We start from the raw sequence: 23902 nt of genomic DNA, 5'->3' as shown, positions 1-23902 counted from the left end.
TCCCGCATCCAAGGGAAGGGCAACGTGATCGGGGTGACGCCATGAGTGAAATCGCGGTCTTTTTCCTGCACGGACTGGCCTACGCCGGGTTGTTGTTCCTGGTTTCCTCCGGGCTCACCTTGGTCTTCGGCATGATGAACGTGCTCAACTTCGCCCACGCGTCTTTCTATATGCTGGGCGCCTATTTCGCCTATTCCCTGGTGCAGGTCATCGGGAACTTCTGGCTGGCCCTGATCATCAGCCCCCTGCTGCTCATGCTCATCGGCGCGGTGATCGAGCGCTTCCTCCTGCGCAAGGTCCACGTGCTGGGGCATGTCCACGAGCTGCTGTTGACCTTCGGCATCGCCTACATCATCCACGAGGGCGTGAAGTGGATCTGGGGCACCAGCCCCCAGGCCATGACCATCACCGGCTTCCTGGCGGGCACGGTCCAATTCATGGGCATCACCTATCCGGTGTACCGCCTGTTCCTCTTTTCGGTGGCCGTGGCCCTGGGCCTGGCCATGGCCCTGGTCCTGTTCAAGACCCGCATCGGCATCATCGTGCGGGCGGCGGTGGACGATAGCGCCATGGTGGAGGCCCTGGGCATCAACGTACCCCTGGTGTTCATGGGGGTGTTCGCGGTGGGGGCCGCGCTTTCGGGCTTCGCCGGAGTGGCAGCCGGCCCCCTGCTCAGCGTTTTCCCCGGCATGGCCGAGTCCATCCTCATCGACGCCTTCGTGGTCATCGTGGTGGGCGGCATGGGCAGTTTGGGGGGCGCGGTGCTGGCCTCGTTCATCATCGGCCAGTTGCAATCCTTCGGGGTGATCCTGTTCCCGCAGTTCTCCCTGGCCCTGATCTACATGCTCATGGCCCTGGTGCTGGTGGTCAAGCCCGAGGGCCTGTTCGGGGAGAAGCAATAATGCCCGCCGCCAAATCCGCCGTATCCCGCTGGGGTTTGCCCCTGGGCCTGGCCCTGTTGGCGGCCATGCCCTGGATCATGCCGCCCTTTCAACTGCGCCTGATCACCGAGGCCATAATCTTTTCCCTCTACGCGGTGAGCTACAACCTGCTGTTGGGTTATGCCGGCCTGCTTTCCTTTGGGCACGCCATGTTCTTCGGGGTGGGGGCCTTTGCCACGGCCCTGGCCTTGAACCACCTGGCCGGCATCCCCTTGTTCCTGGCCGTGGCCCTGGGCACGGGGTTCACCGCCATGGTGGGCCTGGTGGTGGGCCTGTTGCTGCTCAGGGTCAAGGGCACCCCCTTCGCCCTGCTCACCCTGGCCTTCAACGCCCTGGTTTTCGCCATCGCGGTCAAGTGGCACACCGTGACCGGCGGCGACGACGGGCTGAGCATCTCCCCCCCGGCGGTGAACCTGGGGCTGTTCCAGCTGAGCCCCTCCAACCCCATCGACATGTATTACCTGACCGTGGTGGTCATAGGCCTGGCCGTGGCCTACTGCTGGTATTTCACCCGCACCGCCATGGGACAGTCGGTGCTCCTGATCCGGGAAAACGAAGAGCGCATGCGCTTCCTGGGCTACAACACCAACGTGGCCCGTCTCAACCTGTTCATCATCGCCGGCGCCCTGGCCGGCCTGGCCGGTTCCTTTTACGCCGTGTTCAACTCCTTCGTGTCCCAGGACGCAGTGAGCATCGCCATGACCACCAAGGTTTTGCTCATGACCTACATAGGCGGCACGGCCAGCTTCGTGGGGCCAATCGTGGGCGCGGTCTTTTACACCTACGTCCAGGATTTCCTCAGCGACCTGACCGAGAACTGGCCCCTGATCATGGGAGTCCTGTTCATCCTGATGGTGCTGTTCGCGCCGGGCGGGCTCTCGGGTCTGGCCAAAAGCCTGGCCGCCAGGCTGCGCGGAGCCAACAACCACGAGCGAGGACCTGATGAGAACCACTGAGGATCCCATTCTGAAAGTAGACGAGGTCCGCAAGAACTTCTCGGGCCTTCAGGTGCTCACCGGGGTCAACTTCGAAGTGGGGGCGCGGGAGCGTTTCGCGGTCATCGGCCCCAACGGCGCGGGAAAAACCACCCTGTTCAACGTGATCAGCGGCAAGTTCCCCGCCACCTCGGGCGCGGTGATCTTCAAGGACCGCGATATTTCCTCGTCAAATGCCTACACCCGGGCCCGCCTGGGCATGGCGCGCTCTTTCCAGATCACCAACATCTTTTCGCAGCTCACGGCCTTTGACAACGTCCTGGCCGGGGTCCGCTCCAAACAGGGCCTGCGCTACAACCTGCTCAAGCGCCCTCATCAAGACAAGCAGTTGGCCCAACGCAGCGAGGAGATACTGGAGCGCATCGGCCTGCTGGAGTATCGGGACGTCCCGGCCCAGGAGCTGGCCTATGGTCAGCAACGGGCCCTGGAGCTGGGGGTGACCCTCTCCTGCGACCCCGAGCTGGTGCTCTTGGACGAGCCCACCGCGGGCATGAGCCGCAAGGAGACCGAGGACTCCATCCAGATGATAGGCCGAGTGACCGAAAACATCGCCTGCATCATCATCGAGCATGACATGAACGTGGTATTCACCCTGGCCGACCGCATCTCCGTGTTGCACTACGGGGTCATCCTGGCCTGCGGCGACCCCGAGGAAATCCGCTGCGACCAAAGGGTCAAGGATGCCTACCTGGGGGAGGGAACCGAATGATTCTCCAGGTCAACGATCTGCACAGCTATTACGGTAAAAGCCACGTCCTGCAGGGGGTGAACCTGGAGCTGGCCCGGGGCGGCCTGGCCTGCCTCCTGGGGCGCAACGGAGTGGGCAAGTCCACCACCTTGATGTCGATCATGGGCATGGTGAAGCCGCGCCAAGGCAGCGTGCGCTTCAAGGACCAGGAATTGGTGGGGCGCCAGCCCTTCCAGATCTCCCAGCTGGGCCTGGGCTACGTGCCCGAGGAGCGGCGCATTTTCAAATCGCTCACCGTGCTGGAAAACCTTCGCATCGGAATCAAGCCTCACCGCGGGGACCTCGCTTACGAGCCCTGGACCGTGGAGAGGGTCTTCGATTCCTTCGGCCGCCTGGCCGAGCGGCGGGACAACAAGGGGGGCCATCTGTCGGGCGGGGAGCAGCAGATGCTCACCATGGCCCGCACCCTGATGGGCAACCCCGACCTGATCCTGGTGGACGAACCCACCGAGGGGCTGGCCCCCCTGGTGGCCGAGGCGGTCTTGGAGATGCTGGCCGCCATCAGCCACAGCGGGGTGACCATTCTGATGGTGGAGCAGAACTACAAGGCGGCCCTGAAGCTGGCCGGAAGCTTTTTCATCATGTCCAAGGGGCGCATCGTTTTCCAGGGCGACGGACAGGAGTTGGTCGCCGCTGAAGAGGTGCGCCAGACATACCTGGAGGTTTAACCAGGTTCATAGTTGGCCACGTTACCTGAACAAGGGAGGGAACTTGAGATGCGTAAAGTAATTATTGTGGGAATGGTCCTGCTGCTGGCGGTGTTCACCGCCACGGCGTCCCTGGCGGGAGGGACCATCAAACTGGCGGTGATGGAGCCGTTCTCCGGCGCCTTCAAGGACATCGGCGACCGCTACCTGGAAGGGGTGCAGTACGCCGCCGAGGTCATCAACAAGGCCGGCGGCCTCAACGGCCAAAAGGTCGAGGTGATCGCGGTGGACAGCGAGCTGAAACCCGCCGTGGCCACCCGCAAGGCCACCAAGCTGATGATGAAGAAAGGCGTCAAGTACTTCATGGGCGGCGCCGGCAGCTCGGTGGGCGGCGCCGTGACCACCCTGGCTTCCAAAAACGACGGCATGTTCATCTCCTACGGCATGGCCGCGGCCAGCTTTACCGGCAGCAAGTGCAACAAGCACTTCTTCCGGGCCTGCGCCAACACCGACACCCAGTCCTACGCTTTGGCCAACTGGGTGGCCAGCCAGGGCTTCACCAAGGTCTTCACCATCGCCCAGGACTACTCCTTCGGCCAGCAGGCCACCGCGGCCTTCATCAAGAAGCTGGCCGAGCTCAACCCGAAGGCCAAGATCGTGGGCAAGGTGCTGCATCCCATCGGCACCAAGGACTTCGCCCCCTACGTCAGCCAGATCATCAACTCGGGCGCCGAGGTGGTGTTCACCTCCAACTGGGGCAGCGACATGGCCCTGCTGCTCAAGCAGGCCAAGCCCCTGGGCCTCAAGGCCAAGTTCGCCTGCTACTTTGCCAACGACGAGAACGTGATCAAGGCCGTGGCCAACGACGAGGCCGTTATCGGCAGCGTGGGCGCCGAGATCTACATGGTCACCATCCCCGGCAAGGCCAACAAGGAGTTCGTGGATGGTTTCAAGAAGGCCAAGGGCTACTACCCCACCTGGCTGCGGGGCAAGTCCTACCTGGCCACCATGTTCTGGGCTGAGGCTGTGAAAAAGGCCGGCACCGCCAAGGTGAGTGACGTCATTAAGGCTTGGGAAGGCCTTACCTACGACGGGCCGGCCGGGAAATGGACCATGCGTGCTTGCGACCACCAGGTGCAGCAGCCTATCTGGATCGCACCGGTGGTGGCCAAGAACCCCTACTTCCCCCACGCTTTCGTGGGGACCCCCACCATGGTGCCCGCGGAGAAGATCGCGGTGCCTTGCGGGGAAACCGGGTGCCCTGGCCTGGACAAGTAGTTTAACAAAACACCCAGCTATTTCATCAACCCATTGGTCGGTCCCGCCACGGGAAGGCGGGACCGGCCAACGGTTTCCAACTCAATGGGAGCAGCGGGCGCGCCATGACCATTCTCATCACCGGAGGCACCGGTTTCATCGGTTCGCAGCTGGCCCGCACGGCGGTGGCCGAGGGGCAGCGCCCCCTTCTGTTGGACCCGGCCCCGCCCGGGCCGGCCATGGCCGACATCGCTCAGGCCGTGGAGTATCAGCCCTCGTCCCTGAACAGTCTTTCCTCCCTGGTGGAGATATTGCGCCGCCGCGAGGTCGACACCGTCTATCACCTGGGAGGGCTCCTCTCGGTTCCCTCGGAGTTGGACCCCTGGGCCGCCTTCGAGGTGAACATCCACGGCACCTACCGCCTGCTGGAGGCGGCCCGGCTTTGCGGCGTCAAGCGCCTGGTCTTCGCCAGCAGCATCGCGGTCTACGGCCAGGACCTGCCCCCCGGGCCGGTGAGCGAGGCCAGCGTGGAGCATCCCACCAGCATGTACGGGGTGTGCAAGCTCTCCTGCGAACAACTGGGCATGTTCCAGCATCGCCGCTTCGGCCTGGACTTCCGGGCCGTCCGGGTGCCCTCGGTGGTAGGGCCCGGTTCCAAGGTGCCCCACATGTCCATCTACAATTGCTGGGCCATCGAAAGGCCCTTGCAAGGACTGCCCTACGAGATTTTGGTGGAGCCGGACACCCGCTGCCCGGTGATCTACTACCGCGACACGGTGCGGGCCCTGTGGGAGCTGGGCAACGCGCCGGAGACCGGCATCAAGACCAGGGTCTACAACATCACGGGGATGAAGCCCTCGTATTCGGCCCAGGAGCTGGTGGACGAGGTGAGCGCCCGGGTGCCGGGGGCTCGCCTGAGCTTCGCGCCCGATCCCCGAATCAACCGCATGTTGAGCCAACTGGGGCAGCTACAGCTCGATGATTCCAGGGCGCGCCAAGAATGGGGCTGGCAAGCCGGGTACGACCTGCCCGGCATGGTGGAGCAGTTCATCGCCGATTTCCGCGCCATGCAGCCTAACTAAGCCAACAGCCGAGGTGAATCCCATGCCGGAGCAATATAGCAACAAGGCCGTCATCACCGCCGCGGTGACCGGCTCCATCCACACGCCCTCCATGTCGCCCCACCTGCCGGTGACCGCCGAGGAGCTTATCGCGGACATCATGTCGGTGTACGAGGCCGGCGGAGCGGTGGCCCATCTGCACGTGCGCGACGAGCAGACCGGCATACCCAACGCGGATCAGGATATCTACCGCAAGGTGGCCGGCGAGGTGAAGAAGCGCTGCGACATCGTGCTATGCACCACCACCGGCGGCCGCCTGGGCGAGCCGGTGGAGAACCGCTCCAAGGTGGTGGCCTCCCTGGAGCCGGAGCTGGCCTCGCTCAACGCCGGCTCGCTTAATTTCGCCCTGTTCCACATCGCGGGCAAAGGCAAGGACTGGAAGCACGACTGGGAGGAGGAGTACCTGCGCGCCACCGAGGACTTCATTTTCCCCAACACCTTTTACACCATGCGCAAGTTCGTCTCGATAATGGGCCAACACGGCACCAAGCCCGAGTTCGAGATTTACGACGTGGGCATGATCAACAACCTGGCCCAGCTGATCAAGGACGGCCACGTGCAAACCCCGGTGTATTTGCAATTCGTGCTGGGCATCCTGGGCGGCATCCCGGCCACCATCGAACATCTGGTGCATTTGCTGGAGACGGCCCGCCGCCAGATAGGCGACTTCGTGTGGTCGGTCTGCGCCGCGGGGCGCTTCCAGTTCCCCCTGACCACCCACGCCCTGCTAATGGGCGGCAACGCCCGGGTGGGCCTGGAGGACAACCTGTATTTGGAAAAGGGCGTCTTGGCCAAGAACAGCGGTGAGCAGGTGGCCAAGATCATCCGCATCGCCCGCGAGTTCGGCATAGAACCGGCCACTCCGGACGAGGCCCGCCAGATCCTGGGCCTCAAGGGATTGGACCAGGTCAACTACTGAGCCCCTCCCGGGGCTGGCCCCCGGGTCTCCGCGCCGGCCGCGTGTCCCCTACTCCGCCTCCAGGGCCTCGGAGAGCAGGGCCTTGAAGCGTTCCAGGCTCACCGGCACGCCCTGCAAGGGAATGCCCATCCAGTCCGAGTAGTCCAGGATCTCCTCGGGGCGCTCGTTGAGGTATTCCTCGCAGAGACCGATGCCGTCCAGGACCCAGGCCCCGCCGGTGTGGCGCGGGAAATTCTCGTTGGCAATGCCCTGGTCCCAGCCCTCGAACACCTTGGAGCGGTACTTGACCCAACCCGGGGTCATCCACCACACCTTCTGGCCACCGGCCAATTCCTCGCGCTCGGCCTCGGAGGCCACCATGTCCATGCAGTGGGTGGCCTGCACCCGCCGCACCTTGGGGCCCAGACCGTCGATCACCTGGGCCATGGTGCGGGTGGGCTCGGCCGCGTTCACGTAGCAATACTTGCCGCCGTAAACCACGATCACCCGCTCGTACTCGTCCTTGACCCGCTCCACCGCCTCGGCCAGCTGGCGCTCCAGCTCTGGGCAGTTCTGGTGCAGGCCCGGGGTGGTGTAGACGATCTTGCCCGCGTTGAGCCATCCCTCGGTCTTGAGGTGATTAAGCTCCGGGCTCATGGTTCCGCAGGCCACGATGGCCGTGTTGCTGAAATCAGGGTTCGCCATGTTGTGCTCCCTTGCAAAGGGCGGAGCGGACCGGGCCCGCCCCGGTCCGCCCCTCGGTCCGGTTAGTCGGCCAGGTTTTGGGCCAGCAGCTCGCTCAGCTCCAAAACCTCGAGGCTCTCGCTAAGCCCCTCGGTCTTTTGGCTGTCTTCCAACAGGGAGATGCAATAGGGGCAGGAGGTCGCCAGCACCTCGGCCCCGGCCGAGGCCGCTTCGTTCACCCGGAGCACGCTGAAACGCTGCTCCCGGGGAGTTTCCATCCACACCCGGCCGCCGCCCCCGCCACAGCACAGGGAGAAATCCTTCTCCCGGGGCAGAGCAACCACCTCCGCGCCCGCTGCCGTGAGCAGCTCGCGGGGTTCTTCGAACACCCCGCTGTGGCGCCCCAGATAACAGGGGTCGTGGAAGGCCACCTTGCGGCCGTCGCCGCCCCTGAGCTTCAGCTTGCCTTCGGCCGCCAGGCGGGCCAGGAGCTGGCTGGAGTGGATCACCTCGTAATCGCCGCCCAGCTCGGGGTAATCGGCGCTAAAGGTCTTGAGGCAGTGGGGGCTGGTGGTGATGATCTTCTTGACCCCGTGCCGGTTGAACAGCTCCACGTTGGCTCCGGCCAGCTTCGAGAACAGCTCCTCGTCGCCGCTTTTCCGGATGCTCTCGCCGCAGCAGCTCTCCTCCGCGCCGATGACGCCCCAGGAGACCCCGGCCGCGTCCAACAGACGGGCCACGCTGCGCGCGATCTTCTGGCTGCGCTGGTCGTAGCAAGAGGTGCAGCACACGAACAAAAGGTACTCGGTGTCGGGACCGTAGGCCGGCACCTCCAGGCCCTTGGCCCAGGCCAGGCGGTCCTCCCGCTTGCCGGACCAGGGGTTGCCGTTGGCGTGGCAAGATCCGCTGGCCGTCTTGAGGGGCTCGGGCCGAATGCCCGCCTCGGCCACCATGGCCCGCATGGCGCGCATGATCCCGATAATGTCCACCTCGCGGGGGCAGTTGATCACGCACTTGTTGCAGGTGGTGCAGCCGAAGAGCACCTCGTCGGACTCGTAGCCTTCCAGGCCCAGCTGCCCCAGGCGGATCATCTGGCGGGCGAAGAAGGGGCTCTCCACCTCCCGCCAGGGGCAAAGCGAAGCGCACAGACCGCACTGCATGCAGGCGTTCAGGTCCTCGCCGCCATATAGCCGGATAGCCTCGTTTACTTCCAAAAAGGGGAACTCTGCCATGGCTGGCTCCTTGGGCCGCGCTAACGCGGCGGGTTCTAGTAGACCAGGGTGGCGTTGGCTTCGAGGATCTCGGCGGTCAGCTTGGCCGCGGCCATCATCTCCACGCCCTGGATCAGGTCGGCTTCGTCGATCTTGCGCTCGCGGATGCAGGGCACGCAGACCATGAGGCGGCCGCCCTGGGCCAGGAAGTTTTCCACCAGCTCCTTGAGCGGGGGCAGCCCGGCGGCGAAGACGTGCTGCAAGCAGCCTTCCTTGGCCAGGGTCACGGCCACGCCCTGCAAGGCCACCACCGCCTCCACTTCCATGGCCATGGCCGCGTTGGCCAGCACGAAAGGCAGGGAGGCTTTCTCCGGGTTCTCGGGGCCATTGGTGGAGATGTAGACGATCTTTTCAGTCTGCTCGGACATGAGATGTTTCCTTTCCAATTAATGCGGTTTTGTTGCCCAGCTCCTCAGCAAGCCTCGGCCGGGGAGCTAAGCTCATAGTTGAAAAAGTCGCCGCTTTTGGCGGCCTCGTTTACCTGGCCGTACTTGCGCATGGCCGCCAGATACCACATGGCCTGCTTGGGGCTCAGGCCGGTGGCCTCGGCGATCTCGGGCGCGGTGGCCGGTCCTTGGGCCAGGCGTTCGCGGATCAGGCCCATGTCTTTTCTCTGGTGCTTGGCCTGGGCCGCGTTGGCCTTGATGGCCTCGGACCGCTCTTGCTTCAGGGCCTTGAGGGCCGCCTTGCGTTCTTCGGGAGTCATGATCACGCTCCTTGCGACGCGGTTTGGGCCACGATGGCGTCGACCATGGCCTCGTATTGCCCCAGGGTCCAGCCGGAGAGCTCGATGGCGTTCTGCTCGCAGGCGGCCACGCACACCCCGCAGCCCATGCACAGGGCCGGGTTGACTTGGGCCCGCTGGCCCGCCGGGGTGTCGACCATCTCGATGGCCCCCTCGGCAAGGCAGGCTTCCATACAGGCCCCGGAGCCCACGCACTTGTCCGAGTCGATCTCGGCCACAAAGGGGTCCAACTCCACGAACCCGGCGCTGAGGATGGCCCCGGCCTTGGCCGCGGCCGCACCGGCCGCGTTGGCCGCCTCGCTGCTGTCCATGGGCGCCTGGCAGGCCCCGGCCAGATAGATGCCCGCCGCGGGCAGCTCCACGGGCCGCAGCTTGGGATGCACCTCCAGGAGGAAGCGGTCCGCGCCCAGGGGCAGCTTCATCTTTTCCACCAGCTCCTGGTTGTCGCGGGGTTCCATGCCCACGGCCAGCACCACCAGGTCCACCCCGATGGCCAGCTCCTCGCCGGCCAAGAGCAGATCCGGCACGGTCACGGTGAGGGCGCTGTCCTCGCCGCCCGCCTCGATGCGGGGAGGGGCCTCGGGCGCGAAACGCGCGAAGACCACGCCGGAGCGGCTGGCATTGAGGTAATAATCCTCGTGCCCCCGGCCATAGGTTCGGATATCGCGATAGAACTCGAAAACGTTGGTCTCGGGGAAGCGCTCCCGCAGCTCGCAGGCCGCTTGCAGGCTGGCCGTGCAGCACACCCGGGAGCATTGCTGGTTGAGCTCGCCGCTGGGGCCGGGCTCATGCACGCCCGGAATTTGCCGGCTGCCCACACAGTGGATCAGGGCCAGGCTGTTGACGGTCTTGCCGTTCACCACGAGCTTTTCACCCGTGGCGCTCTCGTCGGCCATTAGCCGGATCAGCTCGGGCAAGGTAATCACCTCGCCCAGCTCGCCATAGGCGTACTCGCCCTGGGGCGGGGTGTAGTGCTCGAACCCGGTGGCCAAGACAATGGCCCCGCTGGTCAACTCCATCTCCTCGACAGCCTCGGGCGCGGGCCCGGCGATCACGCCCACAAAGGGCACGAAATCTCCCGGCGCGGCGTCGGCGGCCAGGCTCAGGCGCTCCAGCGCCTCGCCGCCGGGCGGGGTGCGCCTCAGCTTCAGCTTGAAGCTGCCCACATAGCCCGAGTACTCGGCCAGCTCGGCGCAGGTGTAGACCGTGATGCGCTCGTCGGCCAGCACCTGCGCGGCCAGGGCGGATAGCACCTCGCCCGCTCCCTCGTTGCTGGGGAAGGTCTTGTCCAGCTGGGCCACCTGTCCGCCCAGGAAGGGGCTCTTTTCCACCAGGGCCACCCGAAGGCCCTGGGCGGCCAGGTCGCGGGCCGCGCTCAGGCCGGCCACGCCCCCGCCGATCACCGTGGCGTGGGCCTCGGCCTCCACCCGGATCGGCTCCAGGGCCTCCAGCTCGCCGGCCTTGCCCACCGCGGCGGCCACCAGGGCGGCGGCCTTGTCCGTGGCCCCCGCGCCATGGTGCACCCAGGAGACCTGCTCCCGGATGTTGGCGTGCTCATAGAGGTAGGGGTTAAGCCCCGCCCGGGCGATGGCCCCCCGGAAGGTGGCCTCGTGCAGGGCCGGGGCGCAGGAGGCCACCACGATGCGGTTCACCTTGCCCGAGGTGATGTCTTCTATGATCATCTCCTGGCCGGGGTCGGAGCACATGAAGCTGTTGTCGCGGGCCACGGCCACGTTGGCCAGACCGCCCGCCTGCTCCACCACCTTGTCGATCTCCACGTGGTCGGAGATGTTGCCCCCGCAGTGGCAGACATACACCCCGATCTTGGGAGCCTCCTGGCCTTCGTTAAGCTTGCTCATCTATCTATCTCCCGTCCGCTAGGCCGCTTGGCCGCCGCGCTGAGCGGCCATGTACTTGGCCGCGCCCAATGCGGCCGCGCCCGCTTCGGCGATGCTGTCCACGATGTCCTTGGGGCCGGCCGCCGCGCCGCAGGTGAAGACCCCTTGCGCCTCGGTCAGAGTCGGGGCCAGCTTGGGGCTGGGCACGTCCAGGAAGCCGTCGCCCGCCGCGCTCACCGGCACGATGCCCTCGGGTTGGAAGGCGGGCAGCATGGCCAGGGACATCACCACCAGGTCGTGCTCGCGGCTCTGGGCTCCGGTGCCGCCCTCCTGGTCCTCGTAGCGCAGCACCACCGAGCCGTCGGGGTTATTGCCCGCGATGATGGGCTTGGCCTTGACGAACTCCACGCCCATGGCCTTGGCGTTCATGTAGAACTGCTCGTAGTTTTTGCCGAAGGCCCGGATGTCCATGTAGTAGATGGTCAGGTCGGCCAGGGGCAGCGCGCCCGAAAGCAGCATGGCCTGCTTGATGGCGTACATGCAGCACACCCGCGAGCAGTAGGGCTTGCCCAGTTGCAGATCGCGGCTGCCCGCGCACTGAATAAAGGCGATGGACTCGGGCTCCTTGCCGTCCCCGGGCCTAAGCACGCGCATGTAAGGCCCGTGCGGGGCCAGGAGGCGCTCCATCTGCAAGCTGGAGATCACGTTGTCGCCCAGGCCGGGCGCGCCGTAGGCCCGCTCCGGGAAGTCTTCCATCAGCTCGAAGCCGGTGGAGAGCACCATGGTCTCGGCCTCGATGACGAACTCCTCCTCCTGCATCAGCTGATTCACCGCGCCGGTGGGGCACACCGAGGAACACTTGCCGCACATCATGCAGTGCTCACGGTCGATGAGCGCCAGCTGGGGGATGGCGTTGGAGAAAGGAATGTAAATAGCCTTGCGCGCGGTGAAGCCGCCCTGCTCCTGGTCGTCCACCATCACCGGGCACTCGTACTCGCACTGGCGGCAGCCGATGCATTTGGCCGGGTCCACGTAGCGGGGCAGCTGGGTCACCCGCGCCCGGAGCTTGCCTTCCGCGCGCTCGGCCCCTTCCAGGCGGCACAGGGTGAACAGGGTGATGTTGGGGTGGTGGGCCGCGGCGGCCATCTTGGGGGTGGTGATGCAGGAGGCGCAGTCCAGGGTGGGAAACACCTTGGACAAACGGATCATCTTGCCGCCGATGCTGGCGTCGCGCTCCACCACGGCCACCCGGTAGCCAGCCTCGGCCAGGTCCAGGGCCGCGGCCAGGCCGGCTATGCCGCCGCCCAGCACCAGGCTGTCGAATTGTTGAGTTTCCATGCTTACCATTTCCCACAAACCCTTTCCGGCCGCTCAGGCCGCCTTGGCCTCGCTGCCCGGAGCTCCCAGCTCCTCCACCACCTGGCTCATTTGGTTCACCTCCTTGATGAAGGCGCGGTTGCACACCGTGCAGATGGCGGTCAGGCGCAGGCGCCGGATGTCCAGGCCCTTTTCCTTCATCAAGGCGTAGATGCGGTCCACCCGCTTGGCCAGGGCCGGATAGGCGCCCTCGTAGGGACACTCCACCCCGCAGGACATGATGATGATTCCGCCGACGCCTTTTTCGAAGCAGTCCAGATAGAACTTCTCCGGGAACAGGGCCGGCGTGGGGGTCCGGATGATATAGGTGTTGTCCGGGTAGCCCTGGTGGGCCTGGCCCACCGAGTTGGCTCCGGGGTAGGAGCAGTCCTCGGTGGCCAGGATCAGGACGGGATGCTTCTTGGCGCAGGCGTCCATGGCGCTTACTTCTGGCGGCGCACGAAGATGCGCTCGTAGCCGTCGGCCTCGGCGTGGCCCAGGTACTCGTGGCCCACCTTCTTGGCCCAGATGGGAATGTCGTCCTTGGTGCCCGGGTCGTTGGACATGACTTCCAGGACCTCGCCCACCATCACGCTGCCGATGGCCTTTTTGGCCTCAAGCAGGGGGCCGGGGCAGGCGCTGCCGCGCGCGTCGACACTGGAAGCGGTTTCGGGGACTTCGCTGAGCAACTCTGACATGGTCTTCCTCCTATGGATTCAAGCAATGTTTTGCGGGCCGCCGCTTTTGGCGCTCCGCCGCACGTACAAACGAACGCCGCCTTCCTGGGGGGTGGAGAGCAATATCTCGCCCCGCTGATGCAGGATGCGCGGCAGGTCGATGGCCAGCTGGGGGTCGCTGATGCTCACCTCCAGCACCTGGCCCGGCTCCAGTTCTTCAACCGCCCGCTCGGCGCAGAGAATGGACCAGGCGGCGCTCTGCCCCTGGGTGTCGATGCGCGCGGTGACGTTGAATTTGTCCGGGCTGGTTGGCATGGGCCGAACCTCCTTGGGTTGGCCCCATTAGGAGCAAGAGCGGTGCCAAAAAGTGACCGCCTTAGTTTTGCTGTGTTTTTAGGTAGTTAAAATTTCGCGCTCGTTGCCGCTTTAACCAGAGTTTACTTAACCCTGAACTCGCGTTAATATTTGATTAACATTCGTTACCCGAACATGGCGGGAAAAATGGCCCCCCTGAAAGCCGGCGACGAGTACAACCAATACTGGCGCACCGTGATCAACACCATGCAGGACGGGCTCATGGTGGTGGACCCGGGCGGGCTCATCGTCAGCGTGAACCCGGCCTTTGAGGAGCTCACCGGCTACAGCGCCGACGAACTGGTGGGGCGCTCCTGCTCCCTGCTGGAGTGCGACTCCTGCGACTACCCGCGCACCAAAAAAGGCGAGCCCCGCTGCGGCCTGTTCAAGGAAGGGGCCATCAAGCGCTGCCGCTGCACCCTGCGCAAAAAGGACGGATCGCCGCTGTACGTGGTCAAGAACGCGGCGGTGATCCAAGGCGACGAGGGCCAGCCCATGGGCGGGGTGGAGACGCTCACCGACCTCAGCGAGGTGGTGGCCCGGGAGCGCGAGCTGGTCAGCCTGCGCCGCCAGATGGCTCTGGACCAGGAATTCCAAGGCATGGTGGGGCGCTCGCCGGCCATGCTCAGCCTGTTCAGCCTGGTGGAGAGCGCGGCCGATTCCGACGCGCCGGTGCTCATCACCGGGGAGAGCGGCACGGGCAAGGAGATGGTGGCCGAGGCCCTGCACCGCTTGGGCCGCCGCTCGGGCGGGCCGCTGATCAAGGTGAACTGCGCGGCGCTCAACGAGAACGTGCTGGAAAGCGAGCTCTTCGGCCACGTGAAGGGCGCCTTCACCGGAGCGGACTCCAACCGCATGGGCCGCTTCGAGGCGGCCAAGGGGGGCGATTTCTTTTTGGACGAGGTGGGCGACCTACCCCCGGCCACCCAGGTGAAGCTGCTAAGGGTGCTGCAAGAGAAGGTCATCGAGCGGGTGGGCGACCTGCGCCCCATCCCGGTGGACGTGCGCATCATCTCGGCCACCCACCGCGACTTGCGTGAGCTGGTGGCCCAGGGCCGCTTCCGCGAGGATCTTTACTATAGAGTGGCGGTGGTGCCCATCCACACCCCGGCCCTGCGCGAGCGCCGTCAGGACGTGCCCCTGTTGGTGGAGACCCTGCTCAAGCGCATACTGCAACGCAGCGGCAAGGAGATTCACGGCCTGGACAAGCGGGCCATGGATTTGATGATGGCCTATGCCTGGCCGGGCAATGTGCGCGAGTTGATCAACGCCCTGGAGTACGCGGTGGTGCTCTGCCCCGGTGGGATCATCCTGCCAGAGCATCTGCCCGAGACCCTGCACGGCGAGGCTCCGGCCTTGGACCCGGCCGCCAAGACCGCCCCGTCCCGGGCGGGCGGCAAAGAGGACGAAGAGCGCGAGCGCATCATCGCGGCCCTGCGCCAGAGCGAGGGCCGCCGCGAGGAGGCTGCGAGCCTCCTGGGCATTAGCCGGGTGACGCTGTGGAAGAAGATGAAGGCCCTGGGCATCCAGGCGGAGAGCCGCTTCAAATAGCCCCCCGCCCTACTCCCCGCTCCTAATAGCTCCCGTGGTCGCGCACCGCCTTGGTCACCGCGAAGACCTTGGCCGCGGGCGCGGTGCAGGGCAGGCCGCAGCCGGTGCCCAACACAAAGCCGTTGTCCAGGCGCTTGCCCTTGAGCAGCGTCTCCTTGGCCAGGTCGTACACCGCCTGGGGCGTGGCGGTCTGGATGTAGGACGGCTCGATGTTGCCATAAATGATGTCGCGGGGGAAGTAGTGGGCGGCCAGCTCCAGGTCCACCTCGTGCCCGAAGCTGAGCAGCGAGGGGTGGGGCCAGGGCGCGGCCTCGGCCAGGGCGGGCAAGTTCTTGTTCTGGTCGCCGCAGATGTGGAACCCGAAGCGCTTGACGCCTAGCTCCTTGACCTGCTCGTGCAGCTTGGCGTGGTAGGGCAGCGCGAACTGCTCGAAGAAGCGCGGCGAGAGGATCTGGTTGGACTCGCTGGGAGAGCTGATCCACAGCCACACGTTGTCCGCCCCGAACTCCTCCACCCACACCCCCAACACCCGGATCATGTGCTCCAGGGCCAGGTCCATGAGCTGGAAGCAAAGCGCCTTTTCCTTGAACAGCCACTTGGCAAAGGTCTCCAGGCCCACGAAGTTGGCCGCGAAGGTGAAGGGCGAGCGGCTGAAGAAAGTGGCGGGCAGGCCGTGGGCGTGCTGCAAGCGGGCATAGTCCAGGGCCTGGGGGATGCGCCCCGCCGTGCGCGGGTCGGGCAGGCTCAGCTTGTCGTAGTCGCCCGGCCCGGCCATGGGGTGCTCCTCCACCACCAGGGCCCCCTCGTAGGGCCCCTTGGGCATGCGCACCTTGCCGCCGAAGTCCATGACCGCGGTCACCGAATGCAGGCAATACTGGATGTATAGGTCCCAGTCGTACTGCTGGTAGGTCCAGTACATGGCCTCGAAACCCTTGGCCGCATCGGTGTAGGCGATGCTGGCTTCGTAGCCCGCGTTCACGCTGTTAAAGGCGTTGCTCAGGGCGTGCAGCCCCACCCGATCCGTACGGCGCCCCTTGAAAAGGCAGTCCACGCGCTCTTGGCTGTCCATGATTTCCTCTAAGCTGTTCGGTTACGCGGCGTCTTTGCCGCCGCCCAAGGCCAGATCCAACAACTCGCCCAGGTCCCATACCCGGAGGCCCGCCTCGCGCTCGTGGCGCGATAGATTGAGCAGGCAGATGGGGCAGGTAACCATCACCTGGCTGCCCGCCCCGGCCAGCTCGCGGGCCCGCATCAGCGACACCTCGGCGCAGAGCTCCTCGAAACCATATTCAATGGGCCCGCCGCAGCAGGCCGTGTCCTGGCCGTGGTTGGGCGGCTCGATCACCCTCAGACCCAGGGCCTCGGCGACCTGGCGGGTCTGCTCCACGATGCCCAGGTGACGGGCCATGACGCAGGAGTCGTGAACCACGACCTCCTTCATGGGCAGCGCGGTCTTGGGAGCCAGGCGCTCGGCCTCCGAGGCCAGGAGCTCCAGGTAATGGCTGAGCTTCACCCCCGCGCCTTCCAGCACCTCGGGGAAGTCGTCGCGCAAAAAATGCACGGTGTGCGGGTCCACGGCCACCACCTCGCTCACGCCCTTGCTCTGGAACAAGGCGCCCAGGCGGCCCGCTTGGGTGCGCGCGCCGGGGTCCGCCCCCAGCTCGTGCAGGAGCACCCCGCTGTAGGGCTCGGCGTCGTAGAGGTAGCCCGGCTCCAGGCCAATGGCCCTGAGCCCCGCCGAGATGCCGCGTAGGGCGCTCTGGGCCCGCGTGGCGATCTCGCCGCCGGTGCCCGCCATGCGGCGGATGGTCTTTTCCCCGGCCACCCGGTTGCCCCAGCTCATTATCTGGCTCATGCCCGGGCAGGCCAGGAGGCCCTGGTAGCGGTTGGCCAGCTTGGCCGCCTGTCCGGCGTAGGGCAGCATCTGATACATGCGGCCGGTGTACATGCAGGGCGAGCCGTCCTTGGGCAGGCTTAGGCCCTGGGACCAGTCGGTCCAGTAGACCTGGTTGAAGCCCAGGGGATCGCCGGTGCTCAGGGTGTTGCGTTGCAGGGTGCTCAGGGCCTGGGAGATGACCCGGCGGGTGTTAGACGCCATCGGCCACCTCCTTGGCGTAGTCCGGGGCCAGGTAGGCCCGGGCCTGCTGGATGATCTGGCAGATGTCCAGGGCCTGGCCTTTGGCCTTGCAGGTGTTCTCGCAGCGTCGGCACTGCAAGCAGGAGTACAGGGCGTAGCTCAAGGAGTCGTCCAGCTCCAGCATCCCGGTGAGCAGGTGACGGATTATCTGGATGCGCCCAAAGGAGGACAAGGCCTCCAGCCCACCGCTGACCTGATAAGTCGGGCACACGTCCACGCAAAAGCGGCAGGCCCGGCATTTGTTCAGCTCGGTGAGCAGCGCCTTTTTGGGGTCGGGGCTCAGTTTCACAACCATCCCTCTAAATTGCCGCGGTTCAAGATGTTGTTGGGGTCAAAGGCCTTCTTCAGGTTCACCAGGGCCTGGTAATACTCCGGCCCGTAGCGCAGCTTGAGGAAATCGGCCCGCTGGGCGGTGAGGCCCCACTCCCCTCCGCATCCGCCGTACTTGGCGTTGATGGCCTCGGACTTGGCCCGCACCTCCAAGGTGATGGCCTTCTTGGCCTCGCTGGGGATGTCCTTGGTGGGCCAGAAGGCGTAGCCATGCAGGGTGGGCGCGCCGATGTGCCCGAAGGAGATGAACTGCGGGTTGGGGTAGGCTTCCAGGTGCTCGATGAAATGGCGCGTCTCCTGGAAGGCGTCCAAGAGCTTGTCCACTCGCGGGGTCACCTCGGAGCCGAAGGTGGAGCCTTGGCGGTAGACGTAGTTGCCCGCTTCGGCCCGCGAGCTCCACACCTTGCCCCAGCGCACCGGGTCGTCGGTTATCTCGGCCGAGCGCGGGTTGCTCTTTTCCACGAAGTTCAAAAAGTGCTCCGCCTTGGCCCGGCAGCCCTCGGGGTTGTCCGCGTGCAAACACATCATGGCCACCGCGCCGCTGGGCGGCTCCAGGCCCACCGCCTCGAAACCGATCTTGGAGGAGGTCTCGTCAAGGTATTCGAAGAACATGGGCGGGCTGATGCCCTGGCGGTACATCTCCATCACCGTGGCCAGGATATCCTCGGTCTTGTCGTAGTAGGCCACGATGTTGGCGGTGCAGGGCTGGGGCAGCAGACGCATACGCACCTTGGTGATCACCCCCAAGAGCCCCTCGCAGCCCACCATGACCTTGGTCAGCTCCACCCCGGCCGGGCGGCGCAGGCTCTCGGTGCCGGTCTGGATCACCTCGCCGGTGGGCAGGACCACCTCCAGGCCCAAGACGTAGTCGCCCGGCTTGCCCAGGGCGCAGTCCACCCCGTGGGCGCTGGTGTTAACCGAAATGCTCCCGCCGATGGTGGCCACCAGCTCGCTGCCCGGGAAGATGGGCAGCATGGCCTTGTAAGGGGCGATGGCCGCGCGCACCTTGGCCAAATGCACCCCGGCCCCGGCCTCGAAATAGGAGCGCTCGGGAAACACCTCCATGCTCTGCAAGCGGGCGGTGTCCAGAACGATGCCCCGCGCCTTGGGCCGGGCCAGGCCCACCAGGGAGGTGCCCGAGCCGTGGATGTGCACCGGGATCTTATGTTTATTGGCGTAGATCAGCACCTGGCCGATCTGGGCCGCGTCGGCCGGGCGGGCCACCGCGTAGGGCAGGTTGCGCTCCTCCAGGTCGTAGGGCATCACGTCCTTGGCGTAGACCAGGTTGGTGGGCGCGTCGTCGAAGACGTACTTCTCGCCCAAAAACTCGGCCAGGTCCTTCTTTATCTTTTTCCCGCTCAGGGCCATCTGTTTACCGCCTAATGCGCCGCTTGCGGCCCGCCGGGACGGCGCCCGGCGTACACCGCGAAGTTGTTGTACTTGTAGTGACAGTCCACATCCACGAAGCCGCAGCCCCGCAGCCAGATCAGCTGGGCCTCCAGAGAAGCGGTGCGGTCGTAGGTCATGCGTTGATAAATCTCGTCCAGCTCCTCGCGCGGGATTCCGCTGGCCTCCAGGTGCTCGCGCCAGGCCTCTTGGTAGCCGCGCTCCACCTCCTGGGAAGAGCCCTGCACCAGGTCCGCGTTGATGAACCAGCCGCCCGGCTCGAGGCGGTCGAAGAGCCGCGCGAAGAGCCGTTTTTTGCTTGGGTCGTCCAGGTGGTGGATGGACAGGGCCGATACGATCAGGTCCCAGCCGCCGGGCAGGATGCCGGTGCCATAGTCCAGGACCATGGTGCTAACCTGCTCGTCGCCCGCGAAGCGCTCTTCCAGGCGCTGCAACATGCCCGCCGACTCGTCCACGGCCAGGATGCGGCAGCCCGGCCTGGCGGCCTTTACCACCGCGCTCACCAGGCCGGTGCCCGCGCCCAGGTCCAATACGGCGGGCTCCCTTTCAGAGCCGCCGGGCACCAGGCGGGCAATGGTTCCATAAAAATCCTGAAAGCAGGGGATCACCCGGGAACGCAGGGCGTCGTAGCCCGCCGCCGCCTGGTCGAATACCTGGTGCAGGGCGGCCACGGCTCAGGCCCCCAGCATCCCGGCCATGGCCCCGGCGTCCGGGGCCTGGTCCAGGCCTTCGATAAATGCGAGCAAGGCCTCGCTCTGCTCCCCACTCATGGCCAGGCCGCTGTAGGCCAGGCACTTGGCGAACTTTTCCTTGCAGAGGGCCAGGTCCATGGGCTTGGCCGGGTTGCCCAAAGGCGCCTCCACCAGGCTCTCCAAGCTCTCGCCGCCTTTCAGTTGAACGCTGAGCGCCGCGCGCATCAGGTCCTTGGCCGGCACAATGGGATCGGCGGTGACCTTCACCTTGGCGGCCAGCTCCAGCACGGCGGGGTCGTTGATGCTATCCACCTCGAAGTCGCCCAGGAACACGTCGCCCCTGAGCAAAGCGGCGCTCACGGTATAGGGGATGCTGAACTGGGCGTCCACCTGGGGGTTGTCGCCCAGCACCAGGGGCTTGCCCACCATCTCGGCCACCATGCTGGAGGCGCTCACCGCGATGGATGTGATCTCCCCCGCCCTGCCCTCCAGCAGGGGCTCCAGCTCCAGGGCCGCGCCGATGGCAGAATGGGTCATGCGGCAACAGGGATAGGGCTTGAGGCTCAGTTCGCTGATCATGAAACGGCTGCCCAGGCCCTCCAGCACCGGGGCCGGGTCGTAGCGCCCCTTTTCGTAGAGGTTGTAGAAGCCGTAGGGGCCTTCCAGAAAGTCGCGGCTGCCGGTAATGCCCGCCTGGGCCAGATAGGCGGCCTCCACTCCGGCCTGGGCCGCGAAGGCGGGCTGCATCCGCTTTACCAGGCGCCCCTCGATGAGCCCCTGGGCGTTGCCCGAGGTCATGGCGTAGACCACGCCCAGGGCATTGGCCAGGCCGTCCCGGTCCAGGCCCAGGAGTTTGGCCGCCGTGGTGGCCGCGCCAAAAGAGCCGCAGGTAGCGGTGCGTATCCAGGAGAGAGGAGTGTTGATAGCCAGGCTCAGGCGGCAAATCATGTCCACGCCCAGGGCGATGGCGGTGATGAAGCGTTGGCCGTCGATGGGGCCTTCGGCCTCGGCCACGGCCAGGGCGGCGGGCAGCACCGAAACCATGCAGTGCAGGGCCGAGGCGTCCAGGGTGTCGTCAAAATCCAGGGCGTGCATCATGGTGCTGTTGGCCAGGGCGGCCAGGGGCGGCGAAATCTTGCGCCCGGAGAAAAGCAGGCTGGACAGCGGCTCCCCGCCCCAGCGCCCGGCCAGCTCGGCCACGCCGGGGCAGCCCGGGGCCAGGCGGCCGGGCAGGGCCACGCCCAGGGTGTCCATGATCAACAGCTTGGCATACTCCCGGGCCTCGGTGGGCACCTGCTCCCAGCCGGTGTCCGCGCAAAAATCGATCAAGGCCTCGGTCAGGCTCGCCCCGCTTTGGTCGCTCACGTCTCTTCTCCCCGAAGCATAATCTATAGTTTGCTGAACTCGGCCAAATAGCGCTTGGCGTAGCCGGCCACCAGGTCCAGGATGGCCTCGCCCCGCTGTGCGCTGCCCGCGCTGGGGTCGCCCATGGTGCCGGTGTCGGTCACGTCGCGGATGTCGCGGAACACCGTCTGCACCGCGCCCTCGAACTCCGCGTCGCCCAGCGAATTTTTGAAAGTGAAGGCAGAGGCCGCGTCCTGCTTGACCGCATCGGGCCGCATCTCGCCTTTGACCACCGTCTCGGGCCGGAGAGCCAGCATCAGCGAGGCCATGATCTCCCCGCCGTGCCGGAAGCCGCCCTCGACCACCAGCTCGGTCTTCGCGGTTAGCTGACCGGCCAGCTGCCAGACGTTGAGCATCCCCACCTTCATGTCGAACTCGTCCACCAGGGTGTGGGCCACCGTTTCCACGGCCGCGTTGTTGCCCTTGTGCGAGTTCAAAAACACCAGGCGCTGCACTCCGTGGCGCTCCAGGCTGCGGGCGTAGTCCTCCAGCACCCGGATCAGGGTCTCCTGCTCCAGGGAGATGGTACCCGGGTAGGGCAGGAACCACTTGGAGTAGCCGATGGGCAGGGTGGGCCCGATGATCACGTTGTCCAGGCCCGCCAGGCGCGCGGCCACGCCGTCGGCGGCAATGGTGTCCACCCCCACCGGCAGATGGGTGCCTTCCAACTCGGCCGAGCCCAGGGGCACCACCACCACCGTCTGGGGCGTAATCGCCGCCGCGACCTCCTGCCAGGTCATGTCCATCAAGTACGACTTCTCGGCCATGACGCCCGCTCCTTTCCTAGGCCCGCTGCTGCGAGAAGAGCATGGACCGCATCTTGGGAGAGCGCAGGAGGTAGATGCCCACCACTATGCAGCCGCCGGCGATGTCGGTTATCCAACTGGGGTAGATGAGCATGGCGCTGCCCACGAACAGGAGAATGCGGTAGATGAAGTTCAGCTTGCCGAAGAGGTAGTTCTGCACCGCGTAGGCCAGGCCCAGCACCCCGATGAAGGCGGTGAAGCACACCTGGACGATCTTGGTCCAATCGCCCACCAACAACAGCGCGTTGTTGTACACGAACATGTAGGGGATCAGGAAGATGACCAGGGCCAGGCGGCAGGCGGTGAAAGCGGTGCGCATCATGGGCGCCCCGGATATGCCCGCCGCAACGAAGGCGTCTGGCGCCATTGGTGGTGTGATCCCCGCCATGGTGGCGAAGTAGAACACGAACAGGTGGGCGGCCAGGGGATAGACCCCCATGTTGATCAGGGCGGGCACCACCAGGATAGCCAGCACAATGTAGGCGGCCACCGGAGGCACCCCCATGCCCAGGATGAACGAGGCGATCATGGTGAGGAACAAGAGCACCAGCAGGTTGCCGCCCGAGAGGTCGATGAGCATGGAGGACATCATCAGCCCCAGGCCGGTGAGGGTGATCATGCCCAGCACCACGCCGCCCAAGGCCAGGATGGCCACCACGGGCAGGGCGGTGAGCGCCCCGTTTTGCAGGCCCAGCAGCACCTGACGCGGGGTCATCATGCGCGCCTTGCCCCCCAGGATGGTGCACAGGGGCACGGCGATGGTGGCCCAGAAGGCGGCCCGGGTCACCGAGACCTTGGAGTAGGCCAGGAAGAAGATCAGCACCGCGATGGGGATGAGGAAGAACCAGCCTTCCTTGATGGTCTGCTTGAAGCTGGGCAGCTCGCTCTTGGGCATGCCGGTCATGCCCCGCTTCTGCGCCTCCACGTCGATCATCAGGAACAGGCCGGTGTAGTAGAGCAAGGCCGAGAGCCCCGCCGCCTTCATGATGGTGAGATAGTTGACCCCCAATATCTCCATGATGATGAACACCGCGCTGCCCATGATGGGCGGCATCAAAAGGCCGCCGGCGCTGGACACCGCTTCCACCGCCCCGGCGAAGGTGCCGGAGTAGCCGTTCTTCTTCATAAGAGGGATGGTGATCTGGCCGGTGCCGGCCACGTTGGCCGTGCCGCTGCCCGAGAGCATGCCGAACAGGGAGCTGGCTACCACCGCGATCTTGGCCGGTCCACCCCGCACGTGGCCGAAGACGCTGAAAGAGAGGTTGATAAAAAACTCGCCGCCTCCAGCCTCGCGCAGCATGGCCCCGAAGAGGATGAACAGGAAGATGTAGGTGGCCGAGATGCCCGCCAGCATGCCGTAGATGCCCTCGGTGGTGATGAACATGCTGTCGATCAGCCGCTCGAGGGGGTAGTTCTTATGGGCGATGATGTCGGGCATTATCTCGCCGAAGCGGGCGTAGAGCATGGACACCGCGGCGATGATGGGGAAGACCCAGCCCAGGGTGCGCCGCGAGGCCTCCATGCACAACAGGATGAAGATGGCGCCCAGCACCAGCTGGTAGAACGGCGGGCTCATGCCCATGTTGCCCACCTTGGTGAACCAGGTGCAGAGCACGTATACGCCCAGGGCCAGCACGCCTCCCGCCAGCAGATAGCCGTCCCAGGAAATCTTGAGCTTCTTTTCGTGCTTCCAGCCGTAGATCAAAAAGATCAGGACCAGGCCGAAGGTGACGTGAGTCACCCGCTGGTTCATGGCGGTCATCTGGAACACACCCGTGTAGAGCTGGAACACGCTCATGGCCACGGCGATGATCCGGATGAGCATGGGGAACGGGGGGCTCTTGGGTTTTTCGATTTTCAGTTTGGCTTCTGCTGCCATGGCAAATACCTTTTAGCCGGAGAGTCTCATAGCTGGTCGAACTTCGTGCTCTTAAATGTCTTCCATTTCCATTTCCCCACCCGCGCCGAACGGCGAAAGGGGAACGAAATCCTTGGCCAGCTTCACGCCGGCGGCGAGGGCTTTTTTGTTGAGGGCCTCGGTTC

25 protein-coding genes are annotated in these 23902 nt (G+C 65.4%); 8 read left to right on the top strand and 17 right to left on the bottom strand.

All coding sequences use genetic code 11. From position 1 onward, the window contains the following. The first annotated feature begins 41 nt into the window (after positions 1-41). The 7 genes from KQH53_20240 to KQH53_20210 all read left to right on the top strand — a co-directional run bounded on the left by KQH53_20240 (position 42) and on the right by KQH53_20210 (position 6628). A complete protein-coding gene (locus tag KQH53_20240) occupies positions 42-902 on the top strand; it encodes a branched-chain amino acid ABC transporter permease (GenBank protein MCB2229016.1) in 861 nt (286 codons plus the stop codon). Beyond that, positions 902-1897 carry a branched-chain amino acid ABC transporter permease gene (locus tag KQH53_20235; GenBank protein MCB2229015.1) on the top strand — a complete coding sequence of 332 codons (996 nt, stop codon included), beginning with the start codon at positions 902-904 and terminating at the stop codon, positions 1895-1897. Before KQH53_20240 ends, KQH53_20235 begins: the two co-directional genes overlap by 1 nt. Next, a complete protein-coding gene (locus KQH53_20230) occupies positions 1884-2645 on the top strand; it encodes an ABC transporter ATP-binding protein (protein MCB2229014.1) in 762 nt (253 codons plus the stop codon). Before KQH53_20235 ends, KQH53_20230 begins: the two co-directional genes overlap by 14 nt. Then, a complete protein-coding gene (locus tag KQH53_20225) occupies positions 2642-3352 on the top strand; it encodes an ABC transporter ATP-binding protein (protein ID MCB2229013.1) in 711 nt (236 codons plus the stop codon). Before KQH53_20230 ends, KQH53_20225 begins: the two co-directional genes overlap by 4 nt. Positions 3353-3400: 48 nt before the next feature. After that, positions 3401-4609 carry an ABC transporter substrate-binding protein gene (locus tag KQH53_20220; GenBank protein MCB2229012.1) on the top strand — a complete coding sequence of 403 codons (1209 nt, stop codon included), beginning with the start codon at positions 3401-3403 and terminating at the stop codon, positions 4607-4609. 104 nt (positions 4610-4713) lie between these two features. Beyond that, positions 4714-5670 carry an NAD(P)-dependent oxidoreductase gene (locus tag KQH53_20215; GenBank protein MCB2229011.1) on the top strand — a complete coding sequence of 319 codons (957 nt, stop codon included), beginning with the start codon at positions 4714-4716 and terminating at the stop codon, positions 5668-5670. Between the two features lie 22 nt (positions 5671-5692). Beyond that, the gene (locus KQH53_20210) at positions 5693-6628 is read left to right on the top strand and encodes a 3-keto-5-aminohexanoate cleavage protein (protein MCB2229010.1); all 936 of its coding nucleotides are present in this window, start codon (positions 5693-5695) and stop codon (positions 6626-6628) included. 48 nt (positions 6629-6676) lie between these two features. Here KQH53_20210 and KQH53_20205 read toward each other — a convergent pair whose 3' ends face one another. The 9 genes from KQH53_20205 to KQH53_20165 form a co-directional block, all read right to left on the bottom strand. After that, the gene (locus KQH53_20205; protein MCB2229009.1) at positions 6677-7312 is read right to left on the bottom strand and encodes a DUF1638 domain-containing protein; all 636 of its coding nucleotides are present in this window, start codon (positions 7310-7312) and stop codon (positions 6677-6679) included. 62 nt (positions 7313-7374) lie between these two features. Beyond that, positions 7375-8523, bottom strand: coding sequence for a (Fe-S)-binding protein (locus KQH53_20200; protein MCB2229008.1), 1149 nt, complete (start codon positions 8521-8523; stop codon positions 7375-7377). 35 nt (positions 8524-8558) lie between these two features. Beyond that, positions 8559-8930 carry a DsrE family protein gene (locus KQH53_20195; protein ID MCB2229007.1) on the bottom strand — a complete coding sequence of 124 codons (372 nt, stop codon included), beginning with the start codon at positions 8928-8930 and terminating at the stop codon, positions 8559-8561. Between the two features lie 44 nt (positions 8931-8974). After that, the gene (locus tag KQH53_20190; GenBank protein MCB2229006.1) at positions 8975-9268 is read right to left on the bottom strand and encodes a FaeA/PapI family transcriptional regulator; all 294 of its coding nucleotides are present in this window, start codon (positions 9266-9268) and stop codon (positions 8975-8977) included. A gap of 2 nt (positions 9269-9270) precedes the next feature. Then, positions 9271-11166, bottom strand: a complete 1896-nt coding sequence (locus KQH53_20185; GenBank protein ID MCB2229005.1) for a CoB--CoM heterodisulfide reductase iron-sulfur subunit A family protein — start codon at positions 11164-11166, stop codon at positions 9271-9273. Between the two features lie 18 nt (positions 11167-11184). After that, positions 11185-12483 carry an FAD-dependent oxidoreductase gene (locus KQH53_20180; protein MCB2229004.1) on the bottom strand — a complete coding sequence of 433 codons (1299 nt, stop codon included), beginning with the start codon at positions 12481-12483 and terminating at the stop codon, positions 11185-11187. Between the two features lie 33 nt (positions 12484-12516). After that, positions 12517-12939, bottom strand: coding sequence for a hydrogenase iron-sulfur subunit (locus tag KQH53_20175; GenBank protein MCB2229003.1), 423 nt, complete (start codon positions 12937-12939; stop codon positions 12517-12519). Between the two features lie 5 nt (positions 12940-12944). Continuing rightward, a complete protein-coding gene (locus KQH53_20170; GenBank protein ID MCB2229002.1) occupies positions 12945-13199 on the bottom strand; it encodes a sulfurtransferase TusA family protein in 255 nt (84 codons plus the stop codon). 18 nt (positions 13200-13217) lie between these two features. Next, complete coding sequence (locus tag KQH53_20165) at positions 13218-13493, bottom strand: sulfurtransferase TusA family protein (protein MCB2229001.1); 276 nt, start codon at positions 13491-13493, stop codon at positions 13218-13220. 186 nt (positions 13494-13679) lie between these two features. Between KQH53_20165 and KQH53_20160 the strand changes: the two genes are divergently transcribed. Further along, entirely contained in the window at positions 13680-15083 is a 1404-nt protein-coding gene (locus tag KQH53_20160; GenBank protein ID MCB2229000.1) for a sigma 54-interacting transcriptional regulator, read from the top strand. 22 nt (positions 15084-15105) lie between these two features. Here KQH53_20160 and KQH53_20155 read toward each other — a convergent pair whose 3' ends face one another. The 8 genes from KQH53_20155 to KQH53_20120 are packed head-to-tail and all read right to left on the bottom strand — an operon-like array spanning position 15106 to position 23738. Next, a complete protein-coding gene (locus tag KQH53_20155; GenBank protein ID MCB2228999.1) occupies positions 15106-16152 on the bottom strand; it encodes a hypothetical protein in 1047 nt (348 codons plus the stop codon). A 21-nt stretch (positions 16153-16173) separates the two neighbouring features. Next, complete coding sequence (locus tag KQH53_20150) at positions 16174-17181, bottom strand: (Fe-S)-binding protein (protein ID MCB2228998.1); 1008 nt, start codon at positions 17179-17181, stop codon at positions 16174-16176. Further along, a complete protein-coding gene (locus KQH53_20145) occupies positions 17171-17509 on the bottom strand; it encodes a (Fe-S)-binding protein (GenBank protein MCB2228997.1) in 339 nt (112 codons plus the stop codon). Before KQH53_20145 ends, KQH53_20150 begins: the two co-directional genes overlap by 11 nt. Then, positions 17506-18918 carry an FAD-binding oxidoreductase gene (locus KQH53_20140; GenBank protein ID MCB2228996.1) on the bottom strand — a complete coding sequence of 471 codons (1413 nt, stop codon included), beginning with the start codon at positions 18916-18918 and terminating at the stop codon, positions 17506-17508. Before KQH53_20140 ends, KQH53_20145 begins: the two co-directional genes overlap by 4 nt. A gap of 11 nt (positions 18919-18929) precedes the next feature. After that, a complete protein-coding gene (locus KQH53_20135; GenBank protein ID MCB2228995.1) occupies positions 18930-19628 on the bottom strand; it encodes a class I SAM-dependent methyltransferase in 699 nt (232 codons plus the stop codon). 3 nt (positions 19629-19631) lie between these two features. Then, positions 19632-21014, bottom strand: a complete 1383-nt coding sequence (locus KQH53_20130) for an MmgE/PrpD family protein (protein MCB2228994.1) — start codon at positions 21012-21014, stop codon at positions 19632-19634. Between the two features lie 23 nt (positions 21015-21037). Next, positions 21038-21820, bottom strand: a complete 783-nt coding sequence (locus KQH53_20125; GenBank protein ID MCB2228993.1) for a creatininase family protein — start codon at positions 21818-21820, stop codon at positions 21038-21040. Positions 21821-21836: 16 nt separating this feature from the next. Beyond that, positions 21837-23738, bottom strand: a complete 1902-nt coding sequence (locus KQH53_20120) for a TRAP transporter permease (protein MCB2228992.1) — start codon at positions 23736-23738, stop codon at positions 21837-21839. Positions 23739-23902 lie beyond the last annotated feature (164 nt).

The sequence above is a fragment of the Desulfarculaceae bacterium genome (genome assembly GCA_020444545.1).
Lineage (GTDB): Bacteria > Desulfobacterota > Desulfarculia > Desulfarculales > Desulfarculaceae > Desulfoferula.
Note: the sequence above shows the minus strand (reverse complement) of the source record. Positions and strands in the feature narration are given on the sequence as shown.

Excerpts from the sequence above, each read along its gene's own strand:
- KQH53_20240 (MCB2229016.1), top strand. The coding sequence starts at position 42 with ATGAGTGAAATCGCGGTCTTTTTCCTGCACGGACTGGCCTACGCCGGG.
- KQH53_20235 (MCB2229015.1), top strand. The coding sequence starts at position 902 with ATGCCCGCCGCCAAATCCGCCGTATCCCGCTGGGGTTTGCCCCTGGGC.
- KQH53_20230 (MCB2229014.1), top strand. The coding sequence starts at position 1,884 with ATGAGAACCACTGAGGATCCCATTCTGAAAGTAGACGAGGTCCGCAAG.
- KQH53_20225 (MCB2229013.1), top strand. The coding sequence starts at position 2,642 with ATGATTCTCCAGGTCAACGATCTGCACAGCTATTACGGTAAAAGCCAC.
- KQH53_20220 (MCB2229012.1), top strand. The coding sequence starts at position 3,401 with ATGCGTAAAGTAATTATTGTGGGAATGGTCCTGCTGCTGGCGGTGTTC.
- KQH53_20215 (MCB2229011.1), top strand. The coding sequence starts at position 4,714 with ATGACCATTCTCATCACCGGAGGCACCGGTTTCATCGGTTCGCAGCTG.
- KQH53_20210 (MCB2229010.1), top strand. The coding sequence starts at position 5,693 with ATGCCGGAGCAATATAGCAACAAGGCCGTCATCACCGCCGCGGTGACC.
- KQH53_20205 (MCB2229009.1), bottom strand. The coding sequence starts at position 7,312 with ATGGCGAACCCTGATTTCAGCAACACGGCCATCGTGGCCTGCGGAACC.
- KQH53_20200 (MCB2229008.1), bottom strand. The coding sequence starts at position 8,523 with ATGGCAGAGTTCCCCTTTTTGGAAGTAAACGAGGCTATCCGGCTATAT.
- KQH53_20195 (MCB2229007.1), bottom strand. The coding sequence starts at position 8,930 with ATGTCCGAGCAGACTGAAAAGATCGTCTACATCTCCACCAATGGCCCC.
- KQH53_20190 (MCB2229006.1), bottom strand. The coding sequence starts at position 9,268 with ATGACTCCCGAAGAACGCAAGGCGGCCCTCAAGGCCCTGAAGCAAGAG.
- KQH53_20185 (MCB2229005.1), bottom strand. The coding sequence starts at position 11,166 with ATGAGCAAGCTTAACGAAGGCCAGGAGGCTCCCAAGATCGGGGTGTAT.
- KQH53_20180 (MCB2229004.1), bottom strand. The coding sequence starts at position 12,483 with ATGGAAACTCAACAATTCGACAGCCTGGTGCTGGGCGGCGGCATAGCC.
- KQH53_20175 (MCB2229003.1), bottom strand. The coding sequence starts at position 12,939 with ATGGACGCCTGCGCCAAGAAGCATCCCGTCCTGATCCTGGCCACCGAG.
- KQH53_20170 (MCB2229002.1), bottom strand. The coding sequence starts at position 13,199 with ATGTCAGAGTTGCTCAGCGAAGTCCCCGAAACCGCTTCCAGTGTCGAC.
- KQH53_20165 (MCB2229001.1), bottom strand. The coding sequence starts at position 13,493 with ATGCCAACCAGCCCGGACAAATTCAACGTCACCGCGCGCATCGACACC.
- KQH53_20160 (MCB2229000.1), top strand. The coding sequence starts at position 13,680 with ATGGCCCCCCTGAAAGCCGGCGACGAGTACAACCAATACTGGCGCACC.
- KQH53_20155 (MCB2228999.1), bottom strand. The coding sequence starts at position 16,152 with ATGGACAGCCAAGAGCGCGTGGACTGCCTTTTCAAGGGGCGCCGTACG.
- KQH53_20150 (MCB2228998.1), bottom strand. The coding sequence starts at position 17,181 with ATGGCGTCTAACACCCGCCGGGTCATCTCCCAGGCCCTGAGCACCCTG.
- KQH53_20140 (MCB2228996.1), bottom strand. The coding sequence starts at position 18,918 with ATGGCCCTGAGCGGGAAAAAGATAAAGAAGGACCTGGCCGAGTTTTTG.
- KQH53_20125 (MCB2228993.1), bottom strand. The coding sequence starts at position 21,820 with ATGGCCGAGAAGTCGTACTTGATGGACATGACCTGGCAGGAGGTCGCG.
- KQH53_20120 (MCB2228992.1), bottom strand. The coding sequence starts at position 23,738 with ATGGCAGCAGAAGCCAAACTGAAAATCGAAAAACCCAAGAGCCCCCCG.